This window comes from Nitrosospira sp. TNL200, from assembly GCF_055386305.1.
The window spans coordinates 734526-759890 of record NZ_AP041003.1; the positions used below are offsets into that span (position 1 = coordinate 734526).

At 55.7% G+C, this 25365-nt stretch carries 18 protein-coding genes, 1 other RNA gene and 5 pseudogenes; 12 read left to right on the forward strand and 12 right to left on the reverse strand.

Annotated elements, in window-relative coordinates:
• Positions 1–146: 146 nt before the first annotated feature.
• From ACZ5CE_RS03355 to gyrA, 7 genes are all read right to left on the reverse strand, one after another.
• Complete coding sequence (locus tag ACZ5CE_RS03355; RefSeq protein ID WP_464576326.1) at positions 147–1082, reverse strand: prephenate dehydrogenase; 936 nt, start codon at positions 1080–1082, stop codon at positions 147–149.
• 15 nt (positions 1083–1097) lie between these two features.
• Positions 1098–2114, reverse strand: a complete 1017-nt coding sequence (aroF, locus tag ACZ5CE_RS03360) for a 3-deoxy-7-phosphoheptulonate synthase (protein WP_464576327.1) — start codon at positions 2112–2114, stop codon at positions 1098–1100.
• A 15-nt stretch (positions 2115–2129) separates the two neighbouring features.
• Positions 2130–3236 (reverse strand): histidinol-phosphate transaminase, encoded by a 1107-nt coding sequence (gene hisC / locus ACZ5CE_RS03365; protein WP_464576328.1) that lies wholly within the window; start codon positions 3234–3236, stop codon positions 2130–2132.
• Between the two features lie 187 nt (positions 3237–3423).
• Positions 3424–4488 (reverse strand): prephenate dehydratase, encoded by a 1065-nt coding sequence (gene pheA / locus ACZ5CE_RS03370; protein WP_464576329.1) that lies wholly within the window; start codon positions 4486–4488, stop codon positions 3424–3426.
• A 22-nt stretch (positions 4489–4510) separates the two neighbouring features.
• A complete protein-coding gene (locus tag ACZ5CE_RS03375) occupies positions 4511–5710 on the reverse strand; it encodes a phosphoglycerate dehydrogenase (protein ID WP_464576330.1) in 1200 nt (399 codons plus the stop codon).
• On the reverse strand, positions 5703–6797 hold the full coding sequence (serC, locus tag ACZ5CE_RS03380; protein WP_464576331.1) for a 3-phosphoserine/phosphohydroxythreonine transaminase: 1095 nt from the start codon (positions 6795–6797) through the stop codon (positions 5703–5705). The genes ACZ5CE_RS03375 and serC overlap by 8 nt, the downstream gene beginning before the upstream one ends.
• A 214-nt stretch (positions 6798–7011) precedes the next feature.
• The gene (gene gyrA / locus ACZ5CE_RS03385; protein ID WP_464576332.1) at positions 7012–9558 is read right to left on the reverse strand and encodes a DNA gyrase subunit A; all 2547 of its coding nucleotides are present in this window, start codon (positions 9556–9558) and stop codon (positions 7012–7014) included.
• 302 nt (positions 9559–9860) lie between these two features.
• On the opposite strand from gyrA, the gene ACZ5CE_RS03390 reads away from it, so the two are divergent.
• From ACZ5CE_RS03390 to ACZ5CE_RS03405, 4 genes are all read left to right on the forward strand, one after another.
• A complete protein-coding gene (locus ACZ5CE_RS03390; RefSeq protein WP_464576333.1) occupies positions 9861–10535 on the forward strand; it encodes an OmpA family protein in 675 nt (224 codons plus the stop codon).
• An 86-nt stretch (positions 10536–10621) separates the two neighbouring features.
• Positions 10622–11980, forward strand: coding sequence for a TRZ/ATZ family hydrolase (locus ACZ5CE_RS03395; RefSeq protein WP_464576334.1), 1359 nt, complete (start codon positions 10622–10624; stop codon positions 11978–11980).
• A gap of 8 nt (positions 11981–11988) precedes the next feature.
• Positions 11989–12693 (forward strand): bifunctional 2-polyprenyl-6-hydroxyphenol methylase/3-demethylubiquinol 3-O-methyltransferase UbiG, encoded by a 705-nt coding sequence (gene ubiG / locus ACZ5CE_RS03400; protein WP_464577411.1) that lies wholly within the window; start codon positions 11989–11991, stop codon positions 12691–12693.
• Positions 12694–12855: 162 nt separating this feature from the next.
• The gene (locus tag ACZ5CE_RS03405; RefSeq protein ID WP_464576335.1) at positions 12856–13506 is read left to right on the forward strand and encodes an HAD family hydrolase; all 651 of its coding nucleotides are present in this window, start codon (positions 12856–12858) and stop codon (positions 13504–13506) included.
• A gap of 440 nt (positions 13507–13946) precedes the next feature.
• Here ACZ5CE_RS03405 and ACZ5CE_RS03410 read toward each other — a convergent pair.
• Positions 13947–15259: pseudogene (locus ACZ5CE_RS03410) on the reverse strand (IS1380 family transposase).
• 176 nt (positions 15260–15435) lie between these two features.
• Positions 15436–16521, reverse strand: a complete 1086-nt coding sequence (locus ACZ5CE_RS03415; protein WP_464576336.1) for a P63C domain-containing protein — start codon at positions 16519–16521, stop codon at positions 15436–15438.
• 139 nt (positions 16522–16660) lie between these two features.
• On the opposite strand from ACZ5CE_RS03415, the pseudogene ACZ5CE_RS03420 reads away from it, so the two are divergent.
• The 5 genes and pseudogenes from ACZ5CE_RS03420 to ACZ5CE_RS03440 all read left to right on the forward strand — a co-directional run.
• Positions 16661–17427: pseudogene (locus ACZ5CE_RS03420) on the forward strand (IS1 family transposase).
• Positions 17428–17569: 142 nt separating this feature from the next.
• Positions 17570–17931, forward strand: a transfer-messenger RNA (tmRNA) gene (gene ssrA, locus ACZ5CE_RS03425).
• A gap of 285 nt (positions 17932–18216) precedes the next feature.
• Positions 18217–18659 (forward strand): annotated as a pseudogene (locus ACZ5CE_RS03430) (transposase); the annotation flags it as partial.
• Positions 18660–18715: 56 nt separating this feature from the next.
• Positions 18716–19762 (forward strand): IS630 family transposase, encoded by a 1047-nt coding sequence (locus tag ACZ5CE_RS03435; protein ID WP_464576337.1) that lies wholly within the window; start codon positions 18716–18718, stop codon positions 19760–19762.
• Between the two features lie 24 nt (positions 19763–19786).
• A pseudogene (locus tag ACZ5CE_RS03440) lies at positions 19787–20362 on the forward strand (IS3 family transposase); the annotation flags it as partial.
• 88 nt (positions 20363–20450) lie between these two features.
• Here ACZ5CE_RS03440 and istB read toward each other — a convergent pair.
• Both istB and istA read right to left on the reverse strand, forming a co-directional pair.
• On the reverse strand, positions 20451–21239 hold the full coding sequence (gene istB / locus ACZ5CE_RS03445; RefSeq protein WP_464576338.1) for an IS21-like element helper ATPase IstB: 789 nt from the start codon (positions 21237–21239) through the stop codon (positions 20451–20453).
• On the reverse strand, positions 21236–22315 hold the full coding sequence (gene istA / locus ACZ5CE_RS03450; RefSeq protein WP_464576339.1) for an IS21 family transposase: 1080 nt from the start codon (positions 22313–22315) through the stop codon (positions 21236–21238). Before istA ends, istB begins: the two co-directional genes overlap by 4 nt.
• A 91-nt stretch (positions 22316–22406) precedes the next feature.
• On the opposite strand from istA, the pseudogene ACZ5CE_RS03455 reads away from it, so the two are divergent.
• The 3 genes and pseudogenes from ACZ5CE_RS03455 to ACZ5CE_RS03465 all read left to right on the forward strand — a co-directional run.
• Positions 22407–22565: pseudogene (locus ACZ5CE_RS03455) on the forward strand (IS3 family transposase); the annotation flags it as partial.
• Positions 22566–23082: 517 nt separating this feature from the next.
• On the forward strand, positions 23083–23412 hold the full coding sequence (locus ACZ5CE_RS03460; protein ID WP_464576340.1) for a hypothetical protein: 330 nt from the start codon (positions 23083–23085) through the stop codon (positions 23410–23412).
• Positions 23413–23417: 5 nt separating this feature from the next.
• Complete coding sequence (locus ACZ5CE_RS03465; RefSeq protein ID WP_464576341.1) at positions 23418–23723, forward strand: restriction endonuclease subunit R; 306 nt, start codon at positions 23418–23420, stop codon at positions 23721–23723.
• A 40-nt stretch (positions 23724–23763) separates the two neighbouring features.
• On the opposite strand, the gene ACZ5CE_RS03470 is transcribed toward ACZ5CE_RS03465, so the two are convergent.
• Positions 23764–25131, reverse strand: coding sequence for a cytochrome C (locus ACZ5CE_RS03470; protein WP_464576342.1), 1368 nt, complete (start codon positions 25129–25131; stop codon positions 23764–23766).
• Positions 25132–25365: the final 234 nt, after the last annotated feature.

Consider the following 25365-nt stretch of genomic DNA (forward strand, 5'->3'; position numbering starts at 1 on the left):
TCACCGGCTTATTTCACCTCGTCGATCTGGAATTCGCCAGTACCCATGATGGGGATTTGGGGTTACGCCATGCTTTACCCATCCTGCATGCTACATACCACCTCCACCCAAAAGCAAGCGTCAGCAGGAATTGCGGACTGCAGCCGTCACGGCTGATTTTCCAGCCAGCGTTTTCTGGCATCCCGCGCCCGGGAGAAAGCGCTTTCCAGCTCCTTCCCGTTGCTGCTGGCAAGCAATTGGCGCAGGCCGGCCAGTTCTTCCTGGTAGGCATCGATTTGCCTTATCACGGCCTCGCGGTTGGCGAGACATATGTCGCGCCACATTTCGGGAGAACTGCCCGCTATGCGGACCATATCGCGAAACCCGGTACCGGCGAACTGAAGGGGGCCGCGAGGTCGAACATGCGCCTGAGCGGATGGCGGCGGCGGTGATAACGAACCATCCGTGCCATGGGTGCGATCCAGCGCGGCGTGATTCATCAGTGCAAACGCCAGCACATGGGGAAGATGGCTTATGGTGGCAAGGATATCATCGTGCTCGGCAGCGCTCATCCGGAAAATCCGGGAACCGCAAGCTTCCCACAATTCCGCAACCAGGTTTGCTGCTGCCGTGCTGGTTTCCGTGAGAGGCGTCAAAACGACATTCCTGCCATGGAACAGCCCGGCATCGGCCGAGCCCGCCCCACTCAGCTCCGCTCCCGCGATGGGGTGGCCCGGAACGAAATTCTGAAGGTGCGGGGGCAGTTGGCGGCGCGCCGCAGCAACGATGTTCTGCTTGGTGCTTCCGGCGTCGGTCACAATGGTATCGGGTTCGAGATAAGGCGAGATCTGGGCCATGACTGCCTCGGTTTGTCCCACCGGCATGGCAAGGAACACCAGCTTCGCACCTTTCAGCGCCGCCGGAAGCGAGACGCCGATTTCATCTATCGCTCCCATGGCCAGCGCGCGCTGCATATTGCCGCGGCTGCGGCCAATGCCCACGATATGCCTGACCAGACTCGCCTCGCGCAGCGCCAGCGCGAATGAGCCGCCGATCAATCCCACGCCGATAATCACCAGTTTATCGATTACGGCTGGCATCATGGTCGAGAGCGTTGATTACAGGGACCGGCCAATAACCTGTGCTATGCCTCTCAACGAACTCATGAGAGACTGGAATTCTCCGGGGTCAAGCGCCTGGTCCGCGTCACACCACGCGTCGCACGGATGCGGGTGAGTTTCCACCAGCAGGCCATCCGCACCGGCAGCGATTGCGGCGCGAGCCAGCGCGGGCACCATCCATGCCTTGCCTCCCGCATGGGAAGGATCCACGATCACGGGCAGATGGGTTTCTTTTTTCAGCACCGGGATGCAAGTTACATCCAGTACATTGCGATAGGCTGTTTCGAAGGTGCGTATGCCGCGCTCGCAGAAAATGATGTCGTGATTGCCTCCTGCGGCAATATACTCCGCCGCCATCAGCCATTCCGAAATGGTCGCGGACATGCCGCGCTTGAGTATGACCGGCTTGTTGATACGCCCGACCTCTTTCAGCAATTCAAAATTCTGCATGCTGCGAGTCCCGATCTGGATCACATCCACATCATACCGGAGAAAAGTGTCAAGCATGCGTGCGTCCATCAACTCGGTAACGATGCGCAGATCATGCTTGTCTGCCGCCTTGCGAAACATTTTCAATCCTTCCTCGCCGTTTCCCTGGAAGGTATAAGGACTGGTGCGCGGCTTGAAGGCCCCACCCCGCATCAATTGGCAACCCGCTTCGGATACATGCCGCGCCGACAAATCCATTTGCTCCTGGGTTTCCACGGAACATGGGCCGCCTATGATCTGCACCTGATTGCCGCCGATCGGCACGCCGCGCACATCGATGACGGAATCATGCTTGTGCGATTCCCGCGAGACGATCTTGTATTGTTTCACGACATGCATGGAATATTCGACCCCCGGCAGGAGATCGAACATTTCGGGGTCGAGTTTGCGCTCATCCCCGATCGCGCCGATGACAGTACGCTCGGTACCGCGCGAAACATTGGCGTCGAGGCCAAAGCCCCGTATCCTGGCCACCACCGTCTCGATATGCTCGTCGGTGGCGTCGCTGTTCATTACGATGATCAAGCCGATTCTCCCATGTTATGTCAATGCGGTTTCAAGGGAATTCAGGAATTTCTGGTTCTCGGATTCGAGCCCGACCGTGACCCGGAGATGTTGCGGCATTTCGTAAATACCGATGGGCCGCACGATCACGCCCTGTTTGAGAAGACTCTCGTTTACCACCCTGGCGCTGTATTTTTCCGGCAGCCTGAAGCTCAGGAAATTACCGTATGAGGGGATATATTCAATGCCGAGCTGGCGCAGCCCGGTGGTGAGTTGCAGCATTCCGGCTTGATTGAGCGCATAAGAGCGCTTCACGAACTCCACATCGTCGAGCGCGGCAACGGCGCCAGCCAGACCGATGCTGTTCACATTGAAGGGCTGGCGCACCCGATTCATCAGGCCGCTTACCTCTTCATGCGCGAGCCCGAATCCCACGCGTATGCCAGCCATGCCATAAGCTTTTGAAAATGTGCGGGTAATGAGCAGGTTGGGAAACTGCTGCAACCATGAGACGCTGTCCGCCTTGACACTGGCAGGCAAATATTCGTTATAGGCTTCATCCAATACCACGAGCACGTCGGAGGAGACGCGTTGCAGAAAACGCAATACTTCGGCGGCGGGCAGCAACGTGCCGGTGGGGTTGTTGGGATTGGCGATGAACACGATGCGCGTCTCGGGCGTGACCGCATCCAGCATCGCATCGAGGTCGTGCCCATAATCATGGGCGCGTACCGGGATCCCGCTTGCGCCAACCGCCTGCGTCACCAGCGGATACACGGCGAACGCATGTTGCGAATAAACCGCTGCCGCTCCAGGTTTCAGGAATACGCGGGCCGCAAGTTCCAGAACATCGTTCGAGCCATTGCCCAGGACGATTTGCGCGCCGCATACGCCATAGCGCTTCGACAGCGCTTCCTTCAGATCAAAGCCGCTGCCATCCGGATAAAGCGCCACCTGGTTCAGCGCCTGCGTCATGGCTTCCAGAGCGAGCGGGCTTGTTCCCAGCGGGTTTTCGTTGGATGCGAGCTTGATGATGGCGCTTTCCTGCATATTCATTTCCCTGGCCAGCTCGGAGATAGGTTTTCCGGGCTGATAAGGGCTGATAGCCCGAATATACTCGGGAGCGAGATCACAAAGATTCATAGAGTCGAATGGATAATTACGAGGATAAGAGAGGCGAGAAAGGGGTAGGGGCTGCAATGGTTACAGGAAGTTCAAGATTGTAAGGATCGCTAAGATTGTAAAGTTGTCAAGGAGGAGCTGAGCAGATCTCCGCGGAGTCCGCCAGACCTTCCACCCGGATTTGCCGAGGCGCCAAAGAGAACAGACCCTAGACTGCCGGGTATGAGCCGAGGATTTTCAGGAAAGTCGACGTTTCCCGCAGTTTCCGTAAGGCTTTCCCGATTTTTTCATCTTCCTGATGACCCTCGATATCGACAAAAAACACATATTCCCACATGCCGGCGCGGGACGGCCGGGATTCGAGGCGGCTCATGCTGACACCATGCTCGGCCAACGGCGCCAGCAGTTCGTGTATCGCACCGGGCCGGTTTCGAACCGACAGGACCAGCGACGTTTTGTCTTTGCCCGAAGGCGTAACCTCCTGCGCGCCGATAACCAGGAAGCGGGTGGTATTGTTGGGATCATCCTCGATATTCCAGGCGCAGACGGTCAGCCCATATACTTGCCCGGCTTTCTGGCCAGCCACCGCGGCCGCATTTTCATCCTCCGCCGCCAGCCGTGCGGCATCCGCATTGCTTGCCGCGTTGATCCTTGCCGCTCCCGAGAGATGAGGCAGGTTGGCATTGAGCCATTCATGGCACTGGGAGAATGACTGGGGGTGCGAGTAGATTTTGCTGATGCGGGCAAGATCCGCATGGCGGGCGAGCAGAAGTTGATGGATAGGCAGTTTTATTTCGCCGCATACCTTCAGCGAAGTCAGCAGCAACAGATCCAGGGTGCGGCCAACCGCGCCCTCCGTGGAATTTTCCACCGGCACCACGCCATAGCGCGCGGTACCGGCTTCCACTTTGCGAAATACCTCGTCAATTGAACTGCATGCGAGCGTGGTCACGACGCTGCCGAAACGCTTCAAGGCCGCCTCTTCCGAAAAAGTGCCGGGAGGACCAAGGTAGGCCACGGACAATGGCTCTTCCATGGAGCGGCACAGCGACATGATTTCGGTGAACAGGCGGACGATATGGTCGTCCGGCAATGGTCCGGAATTCAATTCGCGCACTCGCGCCAGGACCTGCGCCTCGCGTTCCGGCCGGTATGCCCTGCCATTCTTGATTTTTCCTATCTGCTCCGCAAGGGCTGCGCGCTCGCTTACCAGCCTGAGCAGTTCGCTGTCGATCGCGTCTATCTTGTCGCGCAGTGGCTTGAGGTCGGTCATCAGAAGGGGAATTTTGTCCTGGTTATCCGGCCAGCACCGGCAGGTAGCGCACCATCAGCACGCCTTTGATTGCGGAAATCTCGTCTATGGTTTTCTGGGGTACGAGACTGTCGACATCCACCAGCGTATAGGCCATTTCGCCGCGAGACTTGTTGCCCATGTTATGGATATTGAGGCCGGCTTTTGCCATGCTGGTCGAAATCTGGCCTACCATGTTTGGCACGTTCGAATTCGCTACTGCCAGCCGGTATGGCGACTCGCGTTCCATGGTGAGGTTCGGGAAATTGACGGTATTGGTGACGCCGCCGTTTTCCAGGTAGTCGATCAACTGTTTGACCACCATCACGGCGCAATTTTCTTCCGCTTCAAGCGTGGATGCGCCCAGATGCGGCAGCGTGATGACGGCCTCATGATGCTGGAATTTCTGGCTGGGAAAATCGCACACATAATATTTTATGTTGCCGGACCCGATTCCCGCGAGCACCGCGTCTTCGTCGACTATGCCATTCCGGGAGAAGTTGAGCAGGATGGTTCCTGCCTTTATGTTTCGCACTACCTCATTATCGATCAGCCGCCGTGTCGTATCCAGCAAGGGCACATGCAGGGTGATGAAATCGCTGACGCGCAGCAGGTCCGGTATGCTTTCGGCCCGCTTTACCTCCGAGGACAGGCTCCAGGCGGCATCCACGGTAATATTGGGGTCGTAGCCAACGACTTTCATGCCGAGGCGGATGGCCGCGTCGGCCACCAACCGGCCCACTGCACCCAGGCCGATAATGCCCAGAGTATGTCCCGGCAACTCGATTCCGGAGAATTGCTTCTTGCCGTTCTCCGCCAGCTTGTGCAGCGTGGCGTCGTCGCCCTCCAGGCTATCGGTGAAGCGGATCGCGGGGATCAGGTTGCGCGAGGCTATCAGCAAACCGGCAAGCACCAATTCCTTTACCGCGTTGGCATTGGCGCCAGGGGCGTTGAACACTGGCACGCCGCGCAGGTTCATGTCTTTTACCGGCACGTTGTTCGTGCCCGCGCCGGCCCTGGCTATTGCCGTGACGGTGGAAGGAATGTCCATCTGCAGCATGTTGTGCGAACGCACCAGGATCGCATCGGGGTCCTGGATATCGCTGCCGACCACATAGCGATTCGCGGCAAACAGTTTCAGGCCCAGCGGAGAAATCTGGTTGAGCGTGAGTATCCGGAAAACTCTGCGCGCGCGTTCAGGCATATTTGTCCGCAAATTCCTTCATGAATTCCGCCAGCGCCTGCACTCCGTCCAGCGGCATGGCATTGTATATGGATGCCCGCATTCCGCCTACCGAACGATGTCCTTTCAACTGGACCAGGCCGCGTGCCTTGGCCTGTTTCAGGAATTCCTCATCCAGGGAAGGATTCTTCAATGTGAAAGGCACGTTCATGCGCGAGCGATCCTGCCTTGCAACCGGGCAACGATAAAAGTCCGTCGTATCGAGCAGGTCATAAAGCAAGGCTGCCTTGGCGATGTTGATTTTTTCCATTGCCTCCAGGCCGCCTTTTTCCTTCAGCCATTCCAGCACCAGTCCGCTGATGTACATGGGATAGGTGGGCGGTGTGTTGTACATCGAATCGTTGTCGGCATGTATTTTATAATCGAACATGGTCGGCGTGCCTGCCAGCGGCATCCCGATCAAGTCTTCGCGAACGATTACGATGCATAATCCCGCAGGACCGACGTTCTTCTGCGCGCCGGCATAGATGAGGCCGAAACGCGCGACATCCAGGGGACGCGACAGGAAGCTGGAGGACATATCCGCCACCAGGGGCATATCGACTCCGAGGCGAGCAGGATCCGGTGTCCAGCCGAATTCGACTCCGCCAATGGTCTCGTTAGGCGTGTAATGCACGTAGGCGGCGTTCGCATCGATTTTCCAGGTATCCTGCGCCGGCGCGTAGGTGAAGTTCGCATCTTCGGATGTGGCGGCGATATTGACTGCGCAGTATTTCCTCGCCTCCTTGATCGCTTTCCGGGACCACTCCCCCGTGCTCACGTAATTAGCGCTGGTTTTGCCTCGCAACAGGTTCATCGGCACCATGGCAAACTGGGCGGAAGCGCCGCCCGACAGAAAAAGTACCTTGTAGTTGTCCGGAATGCCTGCCAGTTCCCTCAGATCCGCTTCGGTTTTAGCCGCGATGGACATGAATTCCTTGCCGCGATGACTCATTTCCATTACCGACATGCCGCTGCCGTGCCAGTCCAGCAATTCGTCGCGCGCCCGTTGCAGAACTTCCACCGGCAACACTGCCGGACCGGCGCTGAAATTGAATATGCGTTCCATGAAACTCATCTCCCATGCTTCCCGAGGGTAGTGCCGATCCCGAGTCTCTCCTGCTCAAGGAAGCGTTGAATGGCTGATGCGAAATTTCGTTGTTCGGGACTTGGCCGGATTCGGGAAATGACCGTTTTGCACACTGCTGGATTCAGGATGATTGTACTGCTTTCCAGGCTGGCCGGTAATCCTGCAACTCTCCGGGTTTACCCAGAGGGGAGGGTCATGCCTCGTCGGTTTCGACTACTTTCTCCAATCCAGCGAGCTTTTCCCCCTCGTCCAGATTGATGAGCGTGACTCCCTGGGTCGAGCGCCCCATTTCGCGCACTTCCTTGACGCGGGTTCGAATCAGCACTCCCCCGGTGGTAATGAGCATGATTTGATCATCCTCCCTCACCAGCCGTGCCGCGACCACCTTGCCATTGCGCGAGTTGGTCTTGATCGCGATCATTCCCTGGCTGCCGCGGCCGTGGCGCGTATATTCGCTTATGGGCGTACGTTTTCCGTAGCCGTTTTCCGTGGCGGTCAGAACAGCCTGCTCCTCGCTTTCCGCCACCAGCAGGGAGATGACTTTCTGTCCCTTGCCCAGTTTCATTCCACGCACGCCGCGCGCTCCCCTTCCCATGGGCCGTACGTCGTTTTCGTCAAAACGGACCGCTTTCCCTCCATCCGAAAACAGCATGACATCATGCTTGCCTTCGGTCAACGCCACGCCAATCAGGTAATCAAGCTCATCCAGGCCCACCGCAATGATCCCGCTGGCGCGCGGCCGGGAAAATTCCGAGAGCGGTGTTTTTTTCACGGTCCCGAAGGAAGTCGCCATGAAGATGTAGCGGTTCTCGTCGAAAGCCTTTACTGGAAGAATAGCATTGATTTTCTCGCCTGGCTCCAGTTGCACCAGGTTGACGATCGGCTTGCCCCGCGAAGCGCGGCCGCCCTGGGGTACCGAGTAGACCTTGATCCAGTACACCCGCCCGCGGCTGGAAAAGCAAAGAATGTAATCATGGGTATTGGCGATGAAGAGATTGTCGATGAAATCATCTTCCTTGGTGCCCGTCGCCTGCTTGCCGCGACCCCCGCGCTTCTGGGCGCGGTAGTCATCGAGCGGCTGGGATTTGATGTAGCCGCTATGGGATAAGGTTACTACCACATCCTCGGGCGCGATCAGATCCTCCATGCTCAGATCCTGGGTATTGACCACAATCTCGCTGCGGCGTTTGTCGCCGAATTGCTGCCTCATCGCGGCAAGCTCATCCTTTATGATGAGGGTGATGCGCTCCGGCCTGGAGAGGATATCCAGGAAATCGGCGATTCTTTCCATCACCTCTTTATACTCGGTGACGATCTTGTCCTGCTCGAGCCCGGTGAGCCGCTGCAAGCGCAGTTCCAGTATCGCCTGGGCTTGCGCGTCTGACAGGCGGTAGCCATTTTTCGACAGGCCGAAATCGGGCGCCAGTCCTTCCGGGCGGAACGCCTTTGCATCGATGGAGGCGCGAGCGAGCATTTCCTCGACCAGCAGGGAATGCCACGCCTTCGACATCAGCCCTTCCTTTGCCGCGGCGGGAGTGGGGGCAGCCTTGATGAGGGCGATCACCTCATCGACGTTCGACAGCGCCACCGCCAGCCCTTCCAGCAGGTGGCCGCGCTCGCGCGCTTTTTTCAGGTCGAAAATAGTGCGCCTCGTCACTACTTCGCGGCGGTGGCGCAGGAAAGCGTCCAGCATCTGCTTCAGGTTCAGCAGGCGTGGCTGCCCATCCAGCAGGGCCACCATGTTCATGCCGAACGTGTCCTGCATCTGGGTTTCTTTATACAGATTGTTGAGCACCACTTCCGGAACTTCGCCGCGCCGCAACTCGATTACCACGCGCATGCCAGATTTATCGGATTCGTCGCGCAAATCGGAGATGCCCTCGATTTTCTTGTCGCGCACGAGTTCGCCAATGCGGATCAGCAGGTTTGCCTTGTTGACCTGGTAAGGCAGCTCGTCGATGATGATGCTCTGGCGGCTGCCTTTTTCCAGGTCTTCGAAATGGGTGCGCGCGCGCATCACCACGCGGCCGCGGCCGGTGAGATAACCTTCCCTTACCCCCGCGACGCCATAGATGATGCCTGCAGTCGGGAAATCAGGCGCCGGAATGAGCTCGATCAGTTCGTCGATCCCGATGTCGGGATTCTTCAGCAATGCCAGGCAGGCGTTCACCACCTCATTCAGGTTATGCGGGGGAATGTTGGTGGCCATGCCCACGGCTATTCCTGAAGAGCCGTTGATGAGAAGATTGGGAATTTTTGCCGGCAGGATGAGCGGCTCGTGTTCGGACCCATCGTAATTGGGACCGAAATCCACCGTTTCCTTGTCCAGATCAGCCAGCAGCTCGTGGGCAATGCGCGACATCCGGATTTCGGTATATCGCATTGCAGCCGGATTGTCGCCATCCACGGAACCGAAGTTGCCCTGGCCATCCACCAGCATGTAGCGCAGCGAAAAATCCTGCGCCATGCGCACGATGGTGTCATAAACCGCGGTGTCGCCGTGGGGGTGGTATTTGCCGATCACATCGCCAACGATGCGCGCCGACTTCTTGTAGGGCCGGTTCCAGTCGTTGGAGAGCTCGTGCATCGCGAAGAGCGACCGGCGATGCACCGGCTTCAAGCCGTCCCGCACATCAGGCAGCGCCCGCCCCACGATCACGCTCATGGCATAATCGAGATAGGAGCGGCGCATCTCCTCTTCCAGGCTGATGGGGAGGGTTTCTTTCGCGAATTGATCCATTGCTATATTCTTTATGCCGGACAAGAGGTTACGTTATAAGTTATGGTCCGGAGGACGATGCAGAGGGTGATGCGTAAAAACCCCCAATTTTAGCACGCGGAGAGACTCGAAGTCACGGCAATGTTCGGATATTCATGTCGTTCGCAACAACATGATTTGACAAGCGCTGATATATAAATAGATAATCGAAACGAGGCTATGCAATAATGCGTCATTGATCAACAAAATGGCTTTTGTTGCGTTTGCATGACTAAGGGATGATGTGTTCTTGAATCGAAGTCTTTCTGAAAAGGGGCAATAGGATGAAAAATATCGTATCAAAAAAACTTTTGCTTGGAGCGTTCGTTCTCCCGGTACTGTTTTCCGGGACCGTCGCGGCTGACGACCAGCCCGAAGCCTATGCGAGCGATCGCCGCGGCGGGGTTGCCCGCGATTCTTCCGGCGACTGCTGGCGCACCGGTTACTGGACACCCGCAATGGCCATATACGAGTGTGATCCCGACCTGATGCCGAAGCCCGAAAAGAAAGCCGCCGCCCCGCAACCTACTCCTGCCCCTGCTGTCGTCCCCGCTCCTTCGATCGAACCGGAAAAAATTGCCCTGTCGGCTGACGAGTTGTTCGACTTTGACAAAGCTGTCCTGAAACCTGGGGGAAAACAATCTCTTGACGACCTGGTGAGCAAGCTCGACGGCGTCAACTATGACACTATCGTCGCCATTGGCTATGCTGACCGGCTGGGTTCGGATTCATACAACAAGAAACTCTCCCTGCGTCGCGCGGAAGCCGTAAAAGCCTACCTGGTCAGGGAAAAAGGCATACCGGCCGACAAGGTCTTTGTCGATGGCAAGGGCGAAGCCAATCCGGTGACCGGCGATACCTGCAAAGGCAACAGGAAAACCAAGGCATTGGTCGAATGCCTGCAACCTGATCGCCGCGTCGAAGTGGAAGTCGCCGGAACGCGCGCAACGGTGCAGTAATTCAGTCCAGCAGAATAAATATAAACTCTGTCATCTAAAAACCCTGCGGTTCCCGCAGGGTTTTTTTTTGGTAACATGCATTGCAAATGACCTCCAATTCCGGCAATCCCGCTAATCTCCGGAATATCGACATGCTGTTGGCCGCGCGCTGGATCGTGCCGGTAGAGCCGGCGGGAGCGGTGCTGCGCGATCATGCTGTTGCAATCGATGGAGGAATCATCCTCGCGATCCTGCCGGCTGCCGAGGCGGAATCCCGGTTTATGCCGAGGGAACGGATTGCGTTGGAAAATCATTTGCTGATTCCGGGACTCGTCAACTTGCACACGCACGCGGCAATGTCGCTGATGCGCGGGCTTGCGGATGATCTGCCTCTTGAGGAATGGCTTAACAGGCATATATGGCCCACCGAAGCCAGGCTGGTGGATGCCGGGTTTGTGTACGATGGAACCCGGCTTGCCTGCGCGGAGATGCTCAGGGGCGGCATCACCTGCTTCAATGACATGTATTTTTTTCCTGAAGCCTCGGCCCAGGCTGCTGCCGCCTCTGGCATGCGTGCAAGTGTCGGCATGATCGTCATCGATTTTCCTACTGTTTACGCCAGCGATGCCGATGATTATCTGGCGAAAGGCCTCGCCCTGCGAGATGAATATGCCGGGCATCCGCTGCTTACCTTCTGTTTCGCTCCGCACGCGCCTTATACCGTGAGCGACCGGGTGTTCAGCAAGATTCTCACCTATGCCGAGCAGCTCGATGTCCCCATCCATGTTCATCTGCATGAAACCGACAATGAGATCAGGACCAGTCTGAGCAACTGCGGCATGCGTCCGGTCGAACGTCTGCGCAGGCTGGGCCTGCTGGGCCCCAGCCTCATCGGCGTGCACATGGTCCATTTGACGGAGGCGGAAATCGTGCTGCTGGCGAAACAGGGCTGTACCGTGGCGCATTGCCCCTCTTCCAATCTGAAGCTTGCGAGCGGATTCGCGCCCATTGCTGCGCTGCTGCGGGAGGAGGTGAATGTTGGCCTGGGAACGGATGGTGCGGCAAGCAACAATCGGCTGGATATGTTCGAGGAAATGCGGTTTTCGGCATTGCTCGCGAAGGGCCAAAGCGGCAGGGCGGACATGCTGCCGGCCTGGCAGGCTTTGCAAATGGCCACTCTCAATGGTGCAAGAGCTCTGGGACTGGGCAGGATCACGGGTTCGCTGGTGGAGGGGAAGGCTGCGGATATCGCCGCCGTCGATTTTTCCAGCCTGGAGCTGGAGCCCTGCTACGATCCCGTCTCGCACCTGGTTTATGCCGCGGGGCGCGAACATGTGAGCCATGTCTGGGTAAATGGTAAAATGCTGCTGGACGAGGGAAAATTGACTACTCTGGATGAACAGGAGCTGTTGCCCAGGGTGCAGTTCTGGCAAAGGCAGATGCATTGCGAGATAAAGAATCAATGATGAAAGAAATGGAAAAGGAAGGCATGAATGTCGATCTGCTGGAACTGGAGAAATTCAGCCAGCTTGCCCACCGCTGGTGGGATCCGAACAGCGAATTCAAGCCGCTGCACGAAATCAACCCTCTGAGGCTGGACTATATCGACAAGCTGGCTCAACTGGCCGGAAAAACCGTGCTGGATGTGGGGTGCGGAGGAGGCATCCTCTCAGAAAGCATGGCGGGAAGAGGGGCGATCGTCACAGGCATCGACCTGGGGGACAAGGCTCTCAAAGTGGCCAAGCTGCACCTGCTGGAAAGCGGCAGGAAGGTCAGCTACCGGAAGAGCGCCGTGGAAGATATCGCCAGGGACGAGCCTCACCATTACGACGTGGTCACGTGCATGGAAATGCTGGAGCACGTTCCCAATCCCGCGAGTACCGTGAATGCATGCGCCCAGCTTGTGAAGCCGGGTGGCTGGGTCTTCTTTTCGACCATCAACCGCAATCCGAAATCCTATCTGTTTGCCATAATAGGAGCGGAATATATCTTGAACCTGCTGCCGCGCGGCACGCACGACTATGCCAAATTCATCAAGCCTTCCGAGCTGGCGCGCATGGCCCGCAGGGCAGGGCTGGATGTGGCGGATCTCACAGGGATGACATACAACCCCATCAACAGGGTCTACGCACTGGGGCCGGATTCCGATGTGAACTACATCATGGCTTACCGCGGTTGAAAACACGCAGCAGGAGCGTAAAACCCAGGAATATTGCAGGGTTTACGCGTATCGCCATCGTTATCACGCCTGCTTGCCGGGATATGCCCTCCTTTTTGTTTGATTTTTCTGGCTCGTTTGTCCTGCTCCAGCCAGCGAGCGTGCTGGCCGACGATTCCCGCCATGGTTAAAGCCATTCTTTTCGATCTGGATGGCACGCTTGCCGACACCGCGCCTGACCTTGGACAGGCGCTCAACCGGCAGCGTATTGCGCGCGGTTTGGCCGCCTTGCCGATCGAGCTCATCCGCACCGAGGCTTCGGCTGGGGCGCGTGGATTGCTGGGTCTGGGGTTCAACATCAAGCCGGGAGATCCCGGCTATGATGCCATGCGCACGGAATTCCTGGATTTATACGCCGAACGCCTGTGTCATAAAACAACGCTGTTTCCGGGCATCATGGAATTGCTCGATGAACTCGATGGACAGCGGCTTCCATGGGGTATCGTCACCAATAAACCAGCGCGTTTCACCCTGCCACTGATGGGCGAGCTGGGATTGAGCAGCCGCGCGGTGTGCATTATCAGCGGCGGCGATACCGCCCACTCCAAGCCCCACCCGCAACCGCTGCTCGCCGCCAGCGAGGCCATGACCGTCCGGCCGGCGGATTGCATCTATCTGGGTGATGATATACGGGACGTGCAGGCCAGCCTGGCAGCGGGCATGGAACCAGTGGTCGCCCGGTATGGTTATCTGGGGAGCGCAAGTCCGCCGGAGACATGGGGTGCGCGACATCTCATCGATGAGCCGCGGGAATTGCTGCGCCTCCTTTTATGATGCCTGTTATTCGGTCTGTGGGCGAATTGGTAAAAGGGGTGAGAGAAGGGTCGGCTTTCAGCCTGGAAGTTCGGGTAGTGTCTCAGTTTGAAAATCGGTTGAATTGACACTAGAGGTGCACAAGTGCACCATCCATCTCATGCCTAAAGGCTCAAGCACAGGTCGGCTAGACCTCAATCAACTAGCCAAGTGGATCGTCGATGAAGCAACCGGCGATGCGCCCTCTACCGAACCGAAGCCAGAGAAAAACAAAGCTGCTCAGGAGTTAGCCCGCATATTTCACCAAGAGCCAAATGAGGCCGTGAAGCGCCCGTTGGGATGTGCATTTTGGTCATAGCGATGTCCACGCGCCGCGCTCAAGGCGATTTGTCTGGCCTGCGGCGATAGCTCCCCCTTTCCCCCATGGTTTTTCAACATGCCGGGGCAGCACTCGGAACGGGTTATGGCGGCGCCAGCGCTTGGGCGGCGATAAGAAAGACGTGGCGTAGCGGGTGGTGGAGGTGAGTAGCAGGCGCACGCGGCGCGTGTTGCGTACGATGACGGCCCCGATCTTGAGCAGCTTCACGCGGATCGTCGCCGCGCAGGCGCGCTCCAGTTCGGTGCCGGCCAGGGACAGCGCGCGCAAGCGCTCCATCAACGTATAGGCCAGGGCCGCGAACAACAGCCGCAACTGGTTGGCGGCAAACCGGTGGCAGGAGGCACGCGTGCCGAACAAGTCGAGCTGGGCTTCCTTGATGCGGTTTTCGGCTTCGCCGCGCACGCAGTAGAATTCGTCATAGAGCCGTGCCGCATCCCAGCCGAGGTTGGTGACGACAAAGCGCGGATTATTGCCTTGGGCGCCGTATTCAAGGCGCGTGATGATGCGCCGCTCGCGGTTCCAACTGTCGGCCGCGTAGCGCAGCTCGCCGACCGAGCGCTGCTTGACCTGGGTCTGTTCCCAGGCGCGATGCAGCGCTGCCTCCTGGCCGGCCATCAGTTTTTCGAGGCGCCTGTTGCGCGCCACGCCGATCGTGTAACCGACGTTGTGGCGTTCGCACCAGCGCAGCAGGCGCTGGCGGCAAAAGCCGGAGTCGGCACGCACGACGATGCGTACCTCGGGCCAGCTCTGGCGCAGCCGCGTCACCAGCAGTTTGATCACGGCTGCCGCGTGCCTGGCGCCATCGATCCTGCTGTTGCGCAGATAGCAGGCCAGCATCGACTGGCCGCAGAACACATACAGGGGAAGGTAGCAGTAGTGGTCGTAGTAACCGTGGAACTGGCTGCGCTCCTGATCGCCGTGCAGGGGAATGTCGGAAGCATCGATGTCGAGCACCAGCTCCTGCGGGGCTGTTTTATGACTGGCCACGAACTGGTCGACCAGCACCCCGTGCAGCGCCCAGGCCTGCGCTCGCGTGGCGCGGTTCTCCAAACGGCACAGGGTCGGTGCCGACGCTAGCGGTGCGGTCGTGCCGATCGCCGTTTGCATGGCCAGGTCGTGGCGTAGCATGGCGTGGTCGCTCAAGTCTTCCCAGCCTTGGCACTGCGCGTACACCCGTTGCGCCACCAGAGCGCGCAGGTCGTGCTTGATGCGCGCCGGGTAGCGGCCGTCCGACAAGATCCTGGCCACCGCCATGGTCAACCCGATCTTGCGGTCGACCTGCCGCAGCAGAAGAACCCCACCCTCAGTGCTGATATCTCCACCATCGAAATTGGCGATGATTTCGCGCCGCCCGAGGCGCCCCAAACGTATTTCATTACTGGTACACTTTGGCATCGGCTCAGTGCTCGCTATTTCTTGTGTGGAAACTTGATTTTAAGCGGGAATTACACTGAGCCGATTTCTTTTTGGTGAAATATCCGGGTTAGGACGGCTTGGTGGTTTGAAGGGCGGCGCGGAGCGCGCAAAAAAACTGACCGCCCAAGAGCGATCAGAGATTGCCAAAAAGGCGGCTAATAAGAGATGGGGGCGGAAGGGTCGTTAAGCGCTAGCTCAAGGGTACTACCTTTCTTCGGCATTACTTGATCGACCATTTTTACGAACTTTGTCCATCCATATCCATTTGCAATAGCTAGACGCTGAAACATAAGCAATGAGTGAATGTGTTGCGCAAGCATTGGATTTCCAACATCATCAGTTAGCCACTGATGGAGTTTGTTTTTGCGGATACCCTTTTCGTCTTTTGGGCTTCTTTCTTCTAGCTCTTTGAGTAAGTCAGCCGATAGTCGTTCATACACTAGGTCTCGCGTGTAGTGGGCAACTACGCTGAACCTATTTTTTGTCATTCCCGGCCAAGTCCACCCTTTTAACCTATAGATGTTCTCGTAGAACTCGTCGGGAAATTTTTTCGCCCACGCCGCAAGCTCCTTTCTGATTACTTTTTCTATGAATGCCTGAAGGGCATTTTGTGGTTTTACCTTCTCATAGCCCGTAGCTTCATCAATGAGCGCAACAATCCCTGTTTCCGCCAGAGATCGCATCAGGATTTCGGCTGCTTGAGCCTTTGCTAGTTGTTGCTTTTGAAGCGCCCCAGCCTCTCTCGCCTTAAGCCAGATGTTACATACAGCCGTCAGGGCCGATGCGTCATAGGCAGTAACTAATTTTCCGTCGTCGTTGTAAGAAATCGGCGCAAGGGGCCCGCTAATTAACTCGTTGGATATAAATGGAATTAGTTGACTTGGGGCGATAAATAAAGGCAGATGGGCCCCACTTTCCTCGGCTGCTTTCTTGAGACGCTTTGACGCGCCGCTTCTTGAACCAAGGATCGCGTTAGTGATTCCATTTTCAGTCAAAACTCTTTTAATCCCATCTGGCCCCTGAATCACTGCGCACGGGAGCTTCATCCCTGCTAGATTCAACTCGTTTTTGTACCCCTGAAGAACCATGTATTGCATTGGTCCGCATTGGCCTATTTCGGATTTTTCCCATCTTTTTTTTGCAGCAATCGAGGCTATAGCGGATCGTTCTGTTGCAGTTAGTTTTCCCGCTCTGGCAATACCGCCCTTTGCCCTGCCAACCGCATTATTTTCTCCATCCATTGCAAGCACTCCTTGTATAACATGCTTGCATTATCGCCTCGTTTGTACGAAAATGCAAGCATTAATTCTAGTATATGCTTGCATTACGCTCGACGCTCAAGCATAATATTCAACATGAACTTAATGCTTGAGGGTCGCAATGAACGTTCTGCCAATCGAGAAACGCGCACAAATACTACATCTGCTGGTCGAGGGTAATTCGATGCGCGCCACTTCTCGCATTGCAGACGTTTCGATCAACACGGTAACGAAACTGCTGGAAGATGTTGGTGCGGCCTGTCTTGAGTATCAGGACGCCACGATTCGCAACATCAAAAGCAGGCGTGTACAGTGTGATGAAATCTGGTCGTTCTGCTACTCGAAGGAAAAGAAATCCGCTGAAGCCATTACTACCGATCTAGCATCGCGTCTGGATGATCGCATTCAACTTACCACAGACGGATTGGGTATCTATGTGAACGCCATCGAAAAAGAAAAGCGTTCGTTGGAGCCGTGGATTACGCAATGCTTGTCAAGGTATATGAAGGCATGGGCGCAATGGATCAACGCCGCTACAGCCCTTCACGCTTTCTCAGCGCTGACAAGCGCCGGATCAACGGAACGCCAAACATGAACGATGTTTCAACTAGCTACGTTGAGCGCCAGAATCTAACGATGCGTATGGGAATGCGCCGCTTTACCCGGCTGACCAATGGATTCAGCAAGAAGATTGAAAACCTTGCTCACGCCGTAGCGCTTCATTTCATGCACTACAATTTCGCACGTATTCACAAGGCGCTGCGTGTTACTCCTGCGATGGAAGCGGGTATTGCTGACCATCCTTGGACGCTTGAAGAAATCGCAGGTCTGGTTCAAGTTGAAGCGCCGAAGAAACGCGGCCCTTATAAAAAGAAGAATTCAAACTGAGACACTACCGAAGTTCGGGATTCATGGAGTATGGTGTCCGTTTCTGTTATAGTGAATCTGCAACAAATCCAGGATAGACGGTGATTGAACTCTTATCGGTTCAATACCCTCTAAATAGCCGTATACAGAAATACAGAATGCCGGGGGCGACCTGGCTTCGACGTGGGTTGCAAAGCAGCGCAGGGCATACCGAGGACCAGTCACCTCGTAAAACCATCTGGAAAACCATAGTCGCAAACGACGAAAACTACGCTCTAGCCGCTTAAATCCGGCTGGACTCCGCACCGGTGGGCCTCAACGCCGGGTCTGGCAACAGGCAGCGGAGCCATTAACGAGGATCGCGCTCGGTAGGGTTACTTTACAGAGTGTTAAACAATAGGTGACTCGCCTGTCATCAGCCCGCCGGTTGGCGGATGCCGGGTTAAATTAAATAACATGGCTAAGTATGTAGAACTGTCTGTAGAGGACTTGCGGACGCGGGTTCAATTCCCGCCGCCTCCACCAACGAAACGCTAAGCTTCTGATAACTCAGAGCTTAGCGTTTTTTCTTGCCGTTGATCTGGCTTGGAACTCCAACCAAGCACTCCAACAGATCGAAAAATGGCAATCAAATTGCCCTCCCACTTGCACAGAAGCCGTTCCGGTATCTTGCATTTCCGAATTACTATCCTTCTGACCTTCAATCCCAGTTTTCCACCAAAGAAATACACCGTAGTCTTCAAACTGAGCTTCCCCCGAAAAATCGTCTTCCAAGGGTGATGTAAAATCGAAGTCACATTGGAGAGGAAGATGATAAAGATGCCGAGGCAGGAATACACAGGCGAGTTCAAGGAATTGGCAGTCAAGCGTATCAAGGAAGGGCTGACACCGGGCAGGATAAGCAAGGAGTTGGGAGTCAGCGACCAGACTCTGCGGAACTGGGTTAAGGCTGCAGCGGCAGGCAAGCTCAACGGTGCCGGAGGCAAGGTGGTCACGCCGGAGCAGATGGAGCTATCCCGGTTACGCACCGAGAACGGCCGGCTCAAGCGGGAGAATGAAATCCTAAAAAAAGCGACAGCGTACTTCGCGAGGGATGTAGCGTGAAGTACGCCTGGATTAATACGCAGCGGACGGAATATGGACTGGACGAGATGTGCCGGGTCCTGGATGTCAGTGAAAGTGGTTACCGGGCATGGAAGCGTGGTGGCAAGCCGGAACGCAAATGGCTGACGGATAGCCAGATGCTGATGCTATAGACTCGGCATTCAAATAATATAAACTTTCATGTTTAGTTTATGTCTGATGTTACATGAACAAACAAGACGCAAGGAAACTGGAACCGGCGGCGCAGTATGAATTGCGCAAGCAGGTGATAAGGGCTTACCGCAGAGGGCGGAATCGAGTGCAGATCAGCGAGGAAGTAGGGTTGAGTTACCCTGCGGTATGCCAGATTGTCAAACGCTTTCGTGAAAGCGAAGACAAATCGATGGGTGTTCTGTCACCGCGCAAGCGCGGACGGCGAGATGGAGAGGATCGCTTGCTTGCCCCTGATCAGGAAGACACGATCCAGCGCCTGATTTGCGAGAGGCGGCCGGAGCAGTTGAAGATGGAATTTGCCCTGTGGAGCCGTGGGGCGGTGATGCAACTGATCGAACGTGAATATGGCACCAAGCTTTCAATACGGTCTGTGGGTGATTATCTCAAGCGCTGGGGCTTCACCCCGCAAAAGCCGATCAAGCGCGCCTACGAGCAGCGGCCTGAAGCGGTGCAGAAGTGGCTGGACGAGGAATACCCTGCCATTGCGCACCGCGCCAAGGCGGAAGGCGCGGAGGTTCACTGGGGTGATGAGACGGCGCTGGTCAATAGTGACGTGCGTGGCCGCAGTTACGCTCCGGCTGGCAAAACGCCGGTGGCCTGCATCGTGGGCGGCACGCGCCAGAAACTGTCGATGATTGCCACGGTAACCAATCAGGGTAAGGCGCGCTGGATGATCATTGAAGAGGCGTTCAATTCGGACAAGCTCATTGAGTTTCTGGAGGCGTTGATCAAGGACGCGGGCAAGAAAGTGTTTCTGATTCTGGATAATCTGAAAGTGCATCACAGCAAACCGGTCAAGACCTGGGCAGGTGAACGCACAGATAAAATTGAACTGTTCTACTTGCCAAGCTATAGCCCCGAGCTAAACCCGGAGGAGCGTCTGAACGCGGATTTGAAGCACGCCATCGGTTCAAAGGTCCCAGCCAGAACCAAGCCTAAACTGAGAGCTGCTGCCAGCGACCACATGGTCATGCTGGAAAATAATCCTGAGCGCGTGAAATCCTATTTCCAGGACCCGCGTGTCAAATATGCCGCTTAATACTATTTGTCCGCCGAATCAATAATCCAGTCCATCCATGCCGAACTCAAGGGTGCTTATGGCAGCCCGAGGATGGTCAAGGAATTGCGGGAACGGGGTTTCCCGGCCAGTAAGGAACGGGTTGAGCGGTTGATGCGGGAGAATGGTATCCGGGCGCGCCACAAACGGCGTTTCAAGGTTACAACGGATTCCAGGCACACTCTGCCGGTGGCGCCCAACCTGCTGGATCGCAACTTCACACCGGACGCCCCGAATCAAATCTGGACATCCGACATCACCTGTTTGTGGACAGACGAAGGCTGGTTGTATCTGGCCATCGTGCTCGACCTGTTCAACCGTGAAGTGGTCGGCTGGTCATTGAAACCGCGCATGACGGCAGACATCGTGACCGATGCGCTGACCATGGCGTGGTTCCGCAGGAAACCGGCGGCGGGGCTGATCCACCACTCGGATCGGGGCAGCCAGTATGCCAGTCTTGCCTTCCAGGACAGGCTGAAAGAGTACGGCATGATCTGCTCGATGAGCCGCAAGGGGAATTGTTGGGATAATGCCCCGACTGAGAGCTGGTTCAATAGCCTCAAGAACGAGCGTGTGCATGGACTACTGTCAACAGCGATTTAAAATTGATACAGTTTTCCATCAAGCAGCGATTTAAAACTGATACACCCCCATTACGTTCGCATATTGCCTATGCGTTGGGAACGGTCTCCCGCTTATTCTTTACCATCCCCGCCGCACGCTGATTTTTGAGGCGGTAGCTCTCGCCAGCGATCGGCACGATGCGCGCGTGGTGCAGCAGGCGATCCAGCAGCGCGGCGGTCAGCGTGGCATCTTGAGCGAAAGTGGCATCCCATTGGCCGAACGACAAATTACTGGTAACGATCAAACTGCCCTTCTCATAGCGCGCCGCGATCACCTGGAAGAACAGGTTGGCCTGCTCGCGGTTCATCGGCAGATAGCCGATTTCGTCGATGATGAGCAGGCGATAGCTGTTGATGGCCCGGTGCATGACGCTCTTGAGTTGATTCTGCGTGTGCGCGGCGGTCAATGTCAGCAACAGATCGGCCGCGGTGGTAAAGCGTGTCTTGAGGCCGGCCTGTGCCGCGCGGTAACCCAAGGCAATCGCCAAATGGGTCTTGCCCACTCCACTGGGTCCGATCAGCACCACATTGTCATTGCGCTCGACAAAGCCCAGTCCCGCCAGTTCCTCGATCTGGCTGCGCTTCACCCCCTGGGCAAATTCATAGTCGAAATCCTCCAGCGTCTTGATCGCCGGGAATCCTGCCAAACGTGTGAGCATGCTCTGCTTTCTGACATTGCGCCCCGCCGCCTCGGCCTTGAGCAGCCCCTCCAGGAAGTCGCTGTAGGGCATTTCCCGCTGCGCGGCATCCTGTGCCGCCCTCGGGTAGGCCTGGGCTACGAACGACAGGTTGAGCAATTCGCACAGCGTCAGCATTCTTTCATGTTGAAGGTTCATGCCGCCAACTCCTGCTCATCGCGGATCTGATCGAGCAGGCGCTCATATACCGCCAAGGGGTGCTGCGCAGGCGTATGCTGCGCAATGCGTTCAATGATCACCACTGGCCGTTGCGCGGGTGGGGCGGCTATCTCACGCTGGGGACGCGCCGCAGGGATATCGCCACGCCATGGACCGGGCAGGCTTTGCAGACACTCTGCTTTCAGCCGTTCGGCGGGCCGCGCTTGTGTCGTGCCATGGATGCGTTCATTGGCAATGTCTTTGAGCCAGCGGCGCACTTGGACATTGGCGGTCACCGCATCCAGCGTCAGCCCGGCCTGCTTGAGTGCCGCTACCAGCGGCACGTAAAACGAACGCCGCAGATAGCCGTTGAAGCGCTCGACCTTGCCCTTGGCCTTGGCACGATACGGGCGACACAGCTTGATGACGAAACCACAGTGGCGCGCGTAATCGAGAAACCCGCTGTGGAAGCGATGCGCGCCCTGACCGGATGCATCGCATTCCAGTACTACGGTCTTCATGTTGTCGTACAACACGCTGCGCGTCACGCCACCGAAGTATTCGAACGCGTGATCATGGCACGCGATCAGCGTCCGGACTTTCATATCCGTGACGAATTCGACAAAGCTCATGCGGCTGAAGCCCAGCGTCGCACAAAAAGCGTAGAGGGCATTTTTGCCCTTGCGGAATTCGACCCAGTCCACCTGCATCTGCTCACCCGGCACGGTCTCGAACCGCACTACCGGATCCAGCGGTAAAGCAGGCTTGAGGCTGCGCAGAAAGGCGCGCAGCTGGCTCAATCCACCAGCATAACCTTGCGCGGCCATCTCGCGTTGCAACACCGTCGCCGGAATCCACGCCGGATGGGCTGCCGCCTGACGTTCCCGCAAGTAATCCTCAAATGGCGATAGCTTGGTCACGCGCAATTTGTTGCGCTGGTACCGGGGCCGCGTATCTGCTTCCAAGTGGCTTCGCACGGTGTTCACCGCGCATCCCACCTCCGCGGCAATCTGGCGCAAGCTCAGGCCATGCTTCTTCAGTAATTCAATCTCCACATACACCTCGTCTGTGATCATGGCCGCTTCCAAAATGCGGCCATCTTCTCAATTCGGTGTATCAGTTTTCAATCGCTGCACTGTGTCAATTTACATCCGCTGGTGACAACTACGCTATGAAACACGAGCAGAGATGACAGCGGCAAGCTTCGAGTACATTGAGGTATTCTACAATCGGAGACGGCGACACTCGACCTTGGGCTACAAGTCACCGATGCAGTTCCTTGATGACTGGCTCACTGCTCAGCAGAAGAAACAACGGGTAGCATGAATCCCACCTGTTGGAAGACGAAAAATCGAGGGAACCTCAAACAGCCAGCGTGCAGGATGCGTCATAGAAAACACTTTCCTTGAAGCCCATCGTTAGACCATTTATAGAATTCTTGCCTAAAAACTTATACTTCGCCTAATGCTGATCCCCCGAGATATTTCTCTCTCCCTAATATCTTCAAAGCTTATACTTTATCCCTCGGCTAAAAGCAGAGTTTCACTTGTTCTATAAGTCATTGTTTTAAAAAAGTTATTTACTGTTGCAAATGCCTCTTGTAAAACTGGATTGAAACCAGTTTGAAACTGCCAAAAATTAATGGGCAGAATTGTATAAACGGGGGTGGGAAATATGGGCCATTTGTATCAGCTATACAGCAAGTTTTTCCGGTCAAATGGCGACTATTTCCCAATTGATGGGCCGTGGGATAAACATGGATATGCGGTTAAATTTATTCACGAAGAACCGCAGGGTTATCTGTATCTGATTCGCGGAGCAGGTAAAAAGAAAAGGAGACAATATGATTGATGGATTGAAAGGTTGGCAAGAAGCAATCAGAGAGTTTAATTCGACAAAAATCACGGAAGACAAACCCAAACCTAAGCCGCGTATGGTCGTTTGTGCCGCAATTCTAGTTAAAGGATCAATTCACATTGGTCCTCGACATTTCGACCAAACTATGATCCGGCATATGGTTTCACTGGGTGAAATTCCAGAACAAGGCTTCATCGACCAGTGGGGAGTCTTTATGACCCGCGAAGAAGCTTGGCAGGTCGCAGAAGCAGCCGGTCAGATCAAATACCGTGTCGGTGGTGATGGACAAGAATTGTTTTCAGAAAATCTGTATTAGGAGAAATGTCCGTTAATGGCAGAAGCGTAAACCTGTCTGGTCAACCTCGCGCCGTATTCTGGTTGCCGACCTCAACCGACCGGTTTTACCCGGATTTTGTCGCCCTGCTGCAAGATGATCGTTTGCTTGTGGTTGAATACAAGGGTGCAGCCTATGTAAGCAATGATGACAGCAAGGAAAAGCGGCTGATAGGTGAGTTGTGGGAGAAAAAAGCAATGGCAGGGGGCCTTTTTCTGATGGCCGAGAAAAAAGATGAAATCGGGCGCAGGGTTTACGACCAGTTACCGTCAAGACTGGGTAAAGAACCGTAAGGACTGGGTAAAGAACCGTAAGCTTAACTCAGAATTTTTATCAAAACGCTAGCCAGCCATTCAGGTAGACGGTGTCATTGCCCGGGGCATTGCGAAAAGAACCATCGTAATTGCGAAAACCGCCATTGAACTGGAAGTAATGAACATACTGAACGGTCAATTTCAGATTTGCGAGTGTGGACAGGATGGAATCATTTTTCCCGAAAGGTATATAGCTGGCTTCTGCTGTAAAGGCCTGGCTGTTTGGCTTGCCCGATAAGCTCCCGTCGATCGGATCAGGAGCGTAGATAATGGCATCTCTTGTCCCGGTTGTTTGCGCATATCCCAGATTGAGAGAATATGTTTGCTGATAGGTATATCCCGCCCTGAACCGGGCCACGTCGATACTGCTCCGTTTCTGTTCCGCAAATCCTAACGCGACACTCGCATTCAAATCCCGATGTTCACGAACGTAAGTTGCATTGAGCTCCCAGATGTGGGTCGGGTTCACCAGATATTGATATGTGAGATCGAAGCCAAAATCGGTGTATTGATCGGCGCCAGAACCTTGGATACGTTGAGGACTTACATTCGCCCTCAACCCAAACGCTCCGATTGCGCCATAATGCCCATTCCAGTTTTTTTGAAGGGCCACCCGCCAATAAGGAGCTCCGCCTTCGATCTGGTTTTGACCGGGATCAAACGTGTTGATTCCATTCTGAATATTGCGGGGAAGGCTCGTATAGCCACCGCCTTCCACATAGAGTAAATCGTTCCACATGGTGTAAACGGTCGCGCCGACGACCTGTGCGCCCAGGGATTCAATGAATAACCCGGCTGAGGGTGTGGGCGCCAGAGGGGATGATGCCCATGGAAATCCCCATGTGGGGGTGGTATTCCAAAGATCCTGAACTGTGGGATTATTGTTGACCGATACGCCGTAAACAAAACGCTGATCACTCAAATCAATGTAGTTGGCGAAGCGAATATCGGTATTATCCAGCGCGGCAGAATTATCCACGCCGTCATACGTACCCTGCACAAAAGCGCCAATCTGGGACGTGATGCGTCCTCCATAGAAGATGGACGCTTCGTCTATGGTCGCGTTGTTGTTCGCGCCAAAGCGATCGGCCGCGCCCCCAGGTTGCCCGCTGTTTGTGTGAGTGAACGAGCCTCGCAGCATAACGCTGAGAGGAACCATTTTGGTTCTGTCATCGGCCGTATCGGTGTAGCCATATAACTTGAAATTTCGTCCTGTTGGCGTGAGGTTCGGCCCGAAGGCTTGTATGTGACAAGCGCTGCATGGCATGCCGGTCTGCCGGGCGAAGCTCGGTAGAGCCCAGGTTTCTGCACTTGCCAGCACCATCATGGCCGCAACAAGGAAAATAGCTGCAGAAGTAACACTACAAGGAACGATCAGCTTTTGCATTCAATCCCTCGTATCCTGAACCGGAAATACATTGAATAAATACCTGGGATCATTCCCGTGAAGGCGGAAATCCAGTAGCTTGAAAAAGCTCTGGATTCCGGCTTGCCGCTGGCGCGGCGCCCGGCATGACGGGGATTTTTTATGCAATGAATTTATGACTAGCCACGCTAGCGCCGGGCCGCCGTCGGGCCGCATAGACGCCCGTTCAAGCGCGCAATATCTGTAAAGGACCTC